Here is a 9193-nt window from a genome sequence, read left to right on the forward strand (position 1 = left end):
GCCTATAACGACCGTTACGGTCACCTCGCTGGAGACGAGTGCCTGCGCCAGATCGCCGATTGCCTGCGGCAGCGTACCCGCGCCGGTGATTTCGTGGCGCGTTATGGCGGCGAGGAATTCGCCGTCATCCTGTCGGAGGCCTCGGCCGCCGGCGCGATCCGCGTGGCCAACGATTTGCGCGCCGCGGTGCGCGAGCGGGCGCTGAAACATGATCGCAGCGAGCACAAGATCGTCACCATCAGCATCGGCATCGCCATCAGCGGCCCGACCGCCCGCCACAATCCGACGAGCCTGCTTCTCCAGGCGGACAAGGCGCTCTACGCCGCCAAGGCAGGCGGACGCGATGCCACGCGGCTGGCCGAGCCGGACGTCGGTTTCCAGCCGATCCCGCTTCCACGCAAGGCCTGACCAAGCGCGGCGAGAAAGGCCTCGAACAGGCGTCAATCGGCCTCGCCGCCCGAACCCTTGCCGCACTCGGCCAGAACCTTGCCGATCGCGGCGCCTGAGCCTTTCAGCGGAAACGTTGTCGCGCCATACTTGTCGGCGCTGACCGTCACCTCGCCCTTGCCGCGCAGCAGCGAAAGCAACGGGTCGGCGGGGCCGGGGAGCTCGGTGGTGAAGTAGTTGTACATCGCCTCCAGCTCGAGCTTCTCCGTCAGGCTCTTGTCGCCGGCCTTGAAGGTGAAGGAGCCGCTGATGCCGGGCTCCAGCTGTCCGCCCGCGGCGCCGAGATCGTAGCTCAGCACCGGCTTGCCGAAACAAGCGAGCATCAGATGCGCATCGCCCTTCGGCCCGCCGCAGACCGAGGCCATCATCACGCTGCCGCCCTCGTCCTCCTCCATCCTGGCGGACCAGGAGCAGGACGCGGCATGGGCGGGCAGGGTGGTGAGCAGTGCCAGGATGAGTGTTGCCGGCCCGCGTTTCATGATCGCTCCCTCTCGTGATGCGGTGATCATATAGAGATTGGCGAAAACGGGCGAGCGCGCAATCTCCCGCCCTTTCGCTTCGTCATATATGGACGGCCCTCTTGCCCAAGAGGGGCCGTCCATACATGACGAAGGATAGGCTGGCGCTAGATCAACTTCTCCAGCGTAACCCTTCCCCTGTTGCATGGAACACCGCATGGCAATCGCCGGGGCGATGCCCACGATCGCCAGTTCCCCACGCCCTTGCCGCCACGACGTGGGTTTGCAATCACCGGGCCTTGGCCGGCTGGAAGAGTTCCACCAGATTGCCGGAAGGATCGACAAGCAGGATTTGCGAGCCGCCCGGCCCGGTCACAATTTCATTGCGGAAGCTGAGGCCCGCCGCCCGCAGCCGGCCAACCTCGGCCGCAAGATCCTCGACGATCAGGTGGATGCGGTTCCAGCCGCCTGGGCCAGGCCGCTCGCCATCCGGCATCGGCCTGCCCGCCGAACTGGTCGGACCGCTGAGGAGCAGCCGAAGCGCTCCCCTCGAGACATCCGCGAAGGCCGGCGCCTGGTTCGAAAGCTGCGTGAAGCCCAGATGTTTCGTGTACCAGGTGAGGGCCTCTTCGACATCGTTGACCATGTAGCGGACATTTACAGTCGTGGACATTAGCCTTGCCTCTTGCGTGAGCGGGTGAGCAGTTTAGCCGGCATGTCGCCAGGCTCCTAATTTTTGTTCATGGTCCCTGAATGCCTTGATCACCCGCTCAGGACTTCCGCCGACATCTCGGAGGTTGCCTTCTCATCGCCGCCAGGGCGGCTCGGGCGAAAATCGCTTGCCGATCCAGTCGGCGAAGGCGCGGGTCTTGGCGGCCTGGCCTTTGGCTGAGGGCGTGACGACATAAACCGCGCCCTCGTCGGCCAGCGTCCAGTCCTCCAGGATCGGCACCAGCCGGCCGTCGGCAATCTCGCGTCCGACCAGCCAGTCCGTGCTCATCATCAGCCCGACGCCTTGCACGGCGGCCTCGACCAGCACCTCGGCGTCGTCGCTGACCAGTGGCCCGGAAACCTCGACGCGCGCGCGCCGGCCCTCACGGTCGGTCATCTCCCAGACCGGAAAGGTCTGGAAGCCGGTGAAGCCGAGGCAGGAATGTTCGAGCAGCGCCTGCGGCGTCTGAGGCATGCCCCTTCGAGCAAGGTAGGACGGGGCGGCGCAGAGCAGCCGGCGCCGCGTCGCCACCTTGCGCGCCACCAGGCGTGAATCCTCGAGGCTGCCCAGCCGCACGGCGACGTCGAAATTCTCGGCGACGAGATCGGCGAAGCGGTTGGAGAATTCGGCCTCGATGCGCAGATCCGGGAACTCGGCGAGGAACTGCGGCAGGAACGGGGCTATCCACATGCGCCCGAACGTGCCGGGCAGCGCCAGCCTGAGCAGCCCGCGCGGCCGGCCGCCGGCATGGGCGGAGGCCGCGGCTTCGGCCTCGTCGACAGAAGCCAGGATGGCGCGCACGCGCACCAGGAACTGCGCGCCCGCCTCGGTCAGCGACACGCTGCGCGTCGTGCGGTGGAGCAGCCGCACCCCCAGCCGCTCTTCCAGCGACTGCAGCCGGCGCGACAGGATGGTCGCGTCGCGCCCGACCGTCGCCGCCGCCCGGGTGAAGGAGCGCGCCTCGGCGACGGCCGCGAAGGCGGCCATTTCGGCGAGCGCGGCGGTTTCGTGGGATTGCTGCATGATTTGCAATACTCAAATGCAAAAGACGACAATTATCGAGGCATAGCGCAGCAGATAGCTTCACTCAACCGTCAATCGGCCCCACGGAGTGAACCCATGAAAGCCATCGAACTCACCCAGCCCAGGCTCGACGCCTTCCGCGCCGCCAGCGTCGCCACGCCCGAACCGCAGCGCGGCGAGGTGCTGATCCGCCAGCGCGCGGCGAGCCTGAATTTCGTCGACGTCGCCGTGGCGAGCGGCAACTATCCCGGGCCGGTTTTCCCGCTCATACCCGTCGCCGACGGCGCCGGCGAGATCGTCGCGCTCGGCGAGGGCGTGACGGGGTTCGCCGTTGGCGACCGCGTCGTCGCCCATGCCAAGCCGCGCTGGATCGGCGGCCGGCCGCGGCCTTACGAGATGAGGGAGATGCGCGGCATCTCGCTGCCGGGTTCGCTCGCCGAATATGTTGCGCTCCCGGCCAATTCGGTCGTGCCGGTGCCGGCGCATCTCTCCTTCGAGGCGGCCTCGACGCTGCCTATCGCCGGCACTACCGCCTGGAATGCGCTCCGCGCCGCTGATGTCGGACCGGGCTCGGTGGTCGTGCTGCTCGGCACCGGCGGCGTCTCGATCTTCACGCTGCAGCTCGCCAAGGCGGCCGGCGCCACCGTGATCATCACCTCGTCCTCGGACGAGAAGCTGGAGCGGGCCAGGGCGCTGGGCGCCGATCACCTGATCAATTACCGCTCGACGCCGGACTGGGACGGCAAGGTGCTGGAGCTGACCGACGGCCTCGGCGCCGACCTCGTCGTCGAGACCGGCGGCGCCGCCACCTTCGCCCGCGCGGTCAACGCCACCGCGCCCGGCGGAACGCTGTTCACCATCGGCTTCGTCACCGGCGCCGAGGCGACGGTCAATCTGCTGCCGATCATCATCAAGGCGCTGAAAGTGCTGGGCAACAACACCGGATCGGTGTCCGACCTCAAGGACGCGGCGCGGGCCATCGGCGCCGCCGGCATCGAGCCGGTCGTCGACAAGGTGTTCTCACAGAACGAGGCGACCGAGGCCTATACCCACATGGCCGCCGGCGGCCTGCATTTCGGCAAGCTGGTGTTCGGGCTGGATTGGTAGGAAGGGCAGACGTCGGAGATTGGCGAAAGCCGTGGCGACGGCCGATCTCCCCCCTTGTGGGGGAGATGTCCGGCAGGACAGAGGGGGGCGCGAAGGAACGCCGACCTATGCCTCGTCATTCTAGGGCGAGGCAAGGAGCGAAGCGACGCGCGCAGACCCTAGAATCCATGCCGATACCTTGGTCAAGAAATGCAACGGTCCGGAATAGTCGCCGTCAGCAGCATCAACTGAGAGAAATCGCTGAAGCGCCGGTCGCGCCAACGGCACGGGTGATCGAGAAGACCAATCCAGAAGGGTGCGAGTTGCTTCACGGGATTGGCCGATGAACGTTCTGGACCGTGGTGGCTCTCAACCGTCACGGCATGGATTCTAGGGTCTGCGCGCGTCGCTTCGCTCCTTGCTTCGCCCTAGAATGACGAAGTGAAAGAGGGCGCCCCCCTCTGGCCTGCCGGCCATCTCCGCCACAGGGGGGAGATTAAGCGCTCCGTCGACGGTGATCCCCTAAATCAACTTCTCCAGCGTAATCGGCAGATCCCGCACCCGCTTCCCCGTCGCGTGGAACACCGCGTTCGCAATCGCCGGCGCGATGCCCACGATCGCCAGTTCCCCAACCCCCTTGCCGCCGAGGGCGGAGGAGTGCGGGTCGGGGATGCCGACCGAGATCGTCTGGATGTCGGGAATGTCGGCATTGGTCGGCAGCATGTAGTCGGCGAAATTGCCGTTGACGATGCGGCCGTGGCGGCGGTCGACGATGCCTTCCTCGAGCAGCGCCTGGCCGATACCCATGATGATGCCGCCCTTCCACTGGCTTTCCGCCAGCTTGGGATTGTAGAGCCGGCCCGAATCCAGCGCCGACACCACGCGCGACACGCGCACCGTGCCGAAATCCTCATCCACCCGCACCTCGACGAAATGCGCGCACCAGGAATGGCGCGACCAGTCGCCCTCTGTGTGCGGGATCGACTTGGCGATGGTCGTGTAGTTCGCGTAGCGCTCCTCAGCTGTCGTGCTGGCTGGCAGCGTATCGCCCTTGGCCTCGATCTGCTCACGGCCGACAGCAGTCATGAACTCGGCGATCGACAGCTCCGGTCCTTCGCCGCGCGGCGAGGCGATGCGGCCGTCCCGCACTTGCAGCGTGTTCGCCTGCAGCTTCTGGAACGGCGAGCGCGGATCGGAGAGCGCCAGGCCGATGAGCTCGTCCAGCGCCTGGCCGGCCGCCTTGTAGACGGCGCCGGTCATGACGCCCGCCAGGCGCGAGCCGCCGGTGACGCCCGCGCGGGCGAAGTGGGAATCCCCGAGCTTCACCGACACGCGTTCCACCGGAACGCCGAGCGTCTCGGCCGCCGTTTGCGCCAGGATCGTGTAGGTGCCCTGACCCATGTCAATGGAGGAGCTTTCGACCACGACCGAACCGTCGGCGAGGATCTTCACCACCGCCTCGCCATGCGCGCGCCGCACCGGATACGTGCCGGCGGCCATGCCCCAGCCGACGAGCTGACGGCCGTCGCGCATCGAGCGTGGCGCCGCCGAGCGCTTCGCCCAGCCGAAGGCTTCGGCGCCGGCGGCAAAGGCCTCGCGCAACTGGCGCGTCGACCACGCCTTCTTCGCGTGTGGATCCTGTTCGGCATAATTGATCAGCCGCATCTCCAGCGGATCGATGCCGAGCTCATGAGCCAGCTCGTCGATGGCGCATTCGATGCCGAAGGCGCTCGGGTTCTCGCCCGGCGCGCGCTTTGCTCCCGGCACCACCGTGTTCACCCGCACCACATTCTGCTTCGACGAGAAATTCGGCGTGGCATACATGATCGAGGTGACGGAGCCGAGCGGCTCGACCCACATGCCGTCGACCGCGGTTTCGTTGACGCCGCGATGCACGATCGACTGGATCCTGCCATCCCTATCGGCGCCGATCGCCACCGTCTGCCGTGTCGCGGCGCGGCCACCATAGGAGGTGAAATTCTGCGGGCGGTTGAGCACCAGCTTGACCGGCCGCCCCAGCATCTTGGCTGCGGCCGCCGCCACCGCGCTGTGTGCCAGCGCCAGCGCCTTCGACCCGAAACCGCCGCCGATATAGGGCGAGACCAGCCGCACATTCTCGAACGGCACGCCGAACCACTCGGCATAAGTGCGCGCCATCCCGTCAAGCCATTGGCTCGGCTCCCAGATGGTCAGCTCGTCGCCTTCCCAGCGCGCGATCAGCCCATGCGGCTCCATCGCCGCCTGGAACTCGCGCGGCGTGTTGTAGGCCGCGCAGATGCGCACCGGCGCGGCGGCGAAGGCGGCTTCAGCATCGCCCCATTCCTTGGTCATGGCGTCGATCGGGATGCCGTCGCCGGCCTTGCCGTCGCTCAAATCGACGATGGCCGGCGTCTCGTCATACCAGACCTTGACCAGCGCCGCGGCTGCGACCGCCTGCTCGAAGCTCTCGGCTACCACCGCCGCGATATGCTGGCCCGAATAGGTGACCTCGCGGGCGAGGGGGTTGTAGGTCGGCTGCGACGGCGGGTTGCCCAGCCAGTCCGATGCGCCGTTCAGTTCCATGATCGTGTCGGGCGTGAGCACCGCGAGAACGCCAGGCGCGGTCTCGGCCGCGCGGCTGTCGATGGCCGAGACCGTGCCGGCGGCGATTGTAGCGCCGACCAGCACGGCATGCGTCAGCCCTTCGAGCTGCTGCTCGAAGGCGTACTTTGCCGCGCCCGTGATCTTGGCCGGGCCGTCGACGCGCGACAGCCTTCCGCCCACCGCTTCGAGGCGCGCGCTGTCCGACGCGGCGTTATGTCATGAACGGTCATGCCGTCTCTCCCAATTTGAGGATGGCGCGCGCGATGACGCGCGGCGCCAATGCGATCTTGTAGTGGTTGGCGCCATGGTCGACGGCGCCTTCCATGGCGAGCTCGCTCGCCTCGCGGACGGTCGCTTCGTCGAGCGCCTTGCCCCTTAGCGCGTCCTCGACAGCGCGGACCCGCCACGGCTTCGTCGCGACGCCGCCAAGTGCCACGCGTATGTCACGCACGGTACGGCCATCGCTTTCGAGCTCCAGCCCGACGGCGGCGCTGGCCGCGGCGAATTCATAGGACTGGCGGTCGCGCACCTTGATGTAGGTCGAGCGCCTGGCGGCGGCCGAGCCGGGGATTTCGATGGCCCTGATCACCTCGCCGGGGCGGATGTCGTGCTCCTGCTCGGCGGTGGCGCCCGGCGCAAGGAAGAAATCCTCGACCTTGAGCTTGCGTTCCCCGAGATCGACCTCGGCGTCGAAGGCGACGAGCGCCACCGCGAGATCCCCCGGATAGGTGGCGATGCAGGCTTCGCTCACGCCAAGTACCGCATGGCCGCGCGTCACGCCGCCGATCGCCGAGCAGCCGCTGCCCGGCGCGCGCTTGTTGCAGGCCGGGAAGTTGGCTGGATCACGGAAATAGGGGCAGCGCGTGCGCTGCATCAGATTGCCGCCGATGGTCGCCATGTTGCGCAACTGCGCCGACGCGGCCTGCCACAGCGCTTCCGAGACGGCCGGGAAGTGGCTCTTCACTTGCGGGTTGTCGGCGACATGGCTCATCCTGGCCAGCGCGCCGATGACGGCGCGGTCGGCGGTCACGTCGATGGCGTTGAGCCCTTCGATATGGCTGATGTCGATCACAGTCGAAGGTTCGGTGACGCCGCATTTGGCAAGGTCGATCAGCGTCGTGCCGCCGGCAAGCAGCATCGCGCCGGGCAGGGCGGCCGCATTACGGGCGGCCTCGATACTGTCGGCGCGGAAGTAGGAAAAATCTCTCATGAGCGCAGCTCCTGTGCGGCCTGGCGGACGGCGGCGACGATGTTCGGATAGGCGCCGCAGCGGCAGAGATTGCCGGCCATGTATTCGCGGATTTCCTCGTCGGAACCGGCATGGCCCTCGCGGATGCAGGCCACCGCCGACATGATCTGCCCCGGCGTGCAATAGCCGCACTGGAAGGCGTCCTGTTCGAGGAAGGCGGCCTGCACGGCGTTGAGCGTGCCGTCCTGGTCGGCCAGGCCTTCGATGGTGGTGATCTCGCGGCCTTCGACCTGGGCGGCCAACGTCAGGCAGGCGAGCACGCGCTCGCCGTCGACATGGACGGTACAGGCGCCGCACTGGCCCTGGTCGCAGCCTTTCTTGGTGCCGGTGAGGTGGAGGCGGTCGCGCAGCGCGTCGAGCAGCGTCACGCGCGGCTCGGTCTCCAGCGTATGGTCGCGGCCGTTGATGGTGAGATGGACGGAAAGCGTGGTGGGACTGATGGTGACTTGGTCATTCATGGGGCGTCGGGCTCCGATTGCTGGACGCTTGAGCGGATGGAAATGGGGCTTGGGGGGTTAGGGGCAAGGGTCGCTTGGAGGCGACCTTCGCGTTCGTCATCCTGGGGCTTGACCCGAGGATCCATGCCGTGACGTTTGCCGAAGGACGCGACGGGCCAGAATTCTGCACCGTAGCCGCGCTCGCAGGGTATGGCATGGATCCCAGGGTCTGCGCCGCGTCGCTCCGCTCCTTGCTTCGCCCTGGGATGACGAACGCACGAGCGGATTTGCCAACCACGGGCGTCGAAGAATGCCCCTGTCTCCAGCGGCCAGGCGAAGCTTTCCGTCCTTCTCTAGGTGACATAACGCTTCCCCTGGTTATATGATAAAAGCACTCCACTAAAACGGAGGAGCCTCCGTTTATTTAGCTGGGGTCTGGCCAGTCATGGTTCAACCCCCCAATATTGCGTTGGTGGAGAAAAAAGTGCCCGAGCCCGAAATGATCGCTGAAGCGACGCGCGATGCGCCGGCGCCAAAGCCGCTGCGCGCCGATGCGCAGCGCAACCGCGACAGGCTGGTCGAGGTGGCGGCGCAGATGTTTGCCAGCGACGGCGTCGACGCCTCGCTGGAGGAGATCGCCAAGCGGGCAGGGGTCGGCATCGGCACGCTCTACCGCCATTTCCCGACGCGCGAGCATCTGGTCGAGGTGGTCTACCGCCGCGAGGTGGAAGGCCTCTGCCACGCCGCTGACGAACTTGCCCACGAGCATCCGGCCGACGTCGCGCTGGAGCTCTGGATGCAGCGCTTCGTCGACTACATCGCCACCAAGCGCGGCCTCGCCACCAGCCTGCGCCTGTTGCTCACCGCCAATTCGACGCTGTTCTCCGACACGTCGGGCCGCGTCTCCGGCGCCATGCGAAGCCTGGTCCAGGCCGCCGCCGCCGCGGGAAAAATCCGCGCCGACGTTGACGCCTCCGATGTCATGCATGCGCTCGGCGGCATCTACTCCGCGCCCAATACGCCCGACTGGCGCGAGCGGTCCGGACGGCTGGTGAAGCTCTTGATGGATGGGCTGCGGTTCGGGGCGAGAGGGTAGCGCTCCTCCTTCTCGGCTGTGGGTGAAGCCGGCGGCGAAGCTGCCAATCTCCCCCACGAGGGGGAGATTGGCAGCTTCGGCGTCGCGCCATCTTCTCTATGC

At 67.1% G+C, this 9193-nt stretch carries 9 protein-coding genes; 3 read left to right on the plus strand and 6 right to left on the minus strand.

All coding sequences use genetic code 11. The annotated features are described in order from the left end of the window. A partial coding sequence (locus EOA24_RS17335; RefSeq protein ID WP_133374537.1) for a GGDEF domain-containing protein occupies nt 1-408 on the plus strand: 408 nt, incomplete at its 5' end. A 32-nt stretch (nt 409-440) separates the two neighbouring features. Here EOA24_RS17335 and EOA24_RS17340 read toward each other — a convergent pair. The 3 genes from EOA24_RS17340 to EOA24_RS17350 all read right to left on the minus strand — a co-directional run bounded on the left by EOA24_RS17340 (nt 441) and on the right by EOA24_RS17350 (nt 2640). Further along, entirely contained in the window at nt 441-926 is a 486-nt protein-coding gene (locus EOA24_RS17340) for a hypothetical protein (protein WP_245467120.1), read from the minus strand. Nucleotides 927-1194: 268 nt separating this feature from the next. After that, complete coding sequence (locus tag EOA24_RS17345) at nt 1195-1578, minus strand: VOC family protein (protein WP_126083360.1); 384 nt, start codon at nt 1576-1578, stop codon at nt 1195-1197. Between the two features lie 132 nt (nt 1579-1710). Beyond that, complete coding sequence (locus EOA24_RS17350; RefSeq protein WP_126083359.1) at nt 1711-2640, minus strand: LysR family transcriptional regulator; 930 nt, start codon at nt 2638-2640, stop codon at nt 1711-1713. Nucleotides 2641-2736: 96 nt separating this feature from the next. Here EOA24_RS17350 and EOA24_RS17355 point away from each other — a divergent pair, with 96 nt between their 5' ends. Next, a complete protein-coding gene (locus EOA24_RS17355; protein ID WP_126083358.1) occupies nt 2737-3747 on the plus strand; it encodes an NAD(P)-dependent alcohol dehydrogenase in 1011 nt (336 codons plus the stop codon). Between the two features lie 501 nt (nt 3748-4248). Here EOA24_RS17355 and EOA24_RS17360 read toward each other — a convergent pair. Genes EOA24_RS17360 through EOA24_RS17370 form a run of 3 tightly spaced genes read right to left on the minus strand, consistent with a single transcriptional unit; the run spans nt 4249 to nt 8016 of the window. Further along, complete coding sequence (locus EOA24_RS17360; protein ID WP_127409928.1) at nt 4249-6489, minus strand: xanthine dehydrogenase family protein molybdopterin-binding subunit; 2241 nt, start codon at nt 6487-6489, stop codon at nt 4249-4251. Between the two features lie 46 nt (nt 6490-6535). After that, entirely contained in the window at nt 6536-7519 is a 984-nt protein-coding gene (locus tag EOA24_RS17365) for a xanthine dehydrogenase family protein subunit M (protein WP_127409929.1), read from the minus strand. Beyond that, nucleotides 7516-8016: a (2Fe-2S)-binding protein gene (locus EOA24_RS17370; protein ID WP_189343171.1), complete on the minus strand. Its 501-nt coding sequence runs from the start codon at nt 8014-8016 to the stop codon at nt 7516-7518. Before EOA24_RS17370 ends, EOA24_RS17365 begins: the two co-directional genes overlap by 4 nt. A gap of 478 nt (nt 8017-8494) precedes the next feature. Here EOA24_RS17370 and EOA24_RS17380 point away from each other — a divergent pair, with 478 nt between their 5' ends. Next, on the plus strand, nt 8495-9091 hold the full coding sequence (locus EOA24_RS17380) for a TetR/AcrR family transcriptional regulator (RefSeq protein ID WP_126083853.1): 597 nt from the start codon (nt 8495-8497) through the stop codon (nt 9089-9091). Nucleotides 9092-9193 lie beyond the last annotated feature (102 nt).

Origin of the sequence: Mesorhizobium sp. M2A.F.Ca.ET.039.01.1.1, from assembly GCF_003998035.1 — a bacterium.
Lineage (GTDB): Bacteria > Pseudomonadota > Alphaproteobacteria > Rhizobiales > Rhizobiaceae > Mesorhizobium.

What these genes read in the sequence shown, in the direction of transcription:
- EOA24_RS17355 (WP_126083358.1), top strand. Translation starts at nt 2,737, where the DNA reads ATGAAAGCCATCGAACTCACCCAGCCCAGGCTCGACGCCTTCCGCGCC.
- EOA24_RS17380 (WP_126083853.1), top strand. Translation starts at nt 8,495, where the DNA reads ATGATCGCTGAAGCGACGCGCGATGCGCCGGCGCCAAAGCCGCTGCGC.
- EOA24_RS17365 (WP_127409929.1), bottom strand. Translation starts at nt 7,519, where the DNA reads ATGAGAGATTTTTCCTACTTCCGCGCCGACAGTATCGAGGCCGCCCGT.
- EOA24_RS17345 (WP_126083360.1), bottom strand. Translation starts at nt 1,578, where the DNA reads ATGTCCACGACTGTAAATGTCCGCTACATGGTCAACGATGTCGAAGAG.
- EOA24_RS17350 (WP_126083359.1), bottom strand. Translation starts at nt 2,640, where the DNA reads ATGCAGCAATCCCACGAAACCGCCGCGCTCGCCGAAATGGCCGCCTTC.
- EOA24_RS17340 (WP_245467120.1), bottom strand. Translation starts at nt 926, where the DNA reads ATGAAACGCGGGCCGGCAACACTCATCCTGGCACTGCTCACCACCCTG.
- EOA24_RS17370 (WP_189343171.1), bottom strand. Translation starts at nt 8,016, where the DNA reads ATGAATGACCAAGTCACCATCAGTCCCACCACGCTTTCCGTCCATCTC.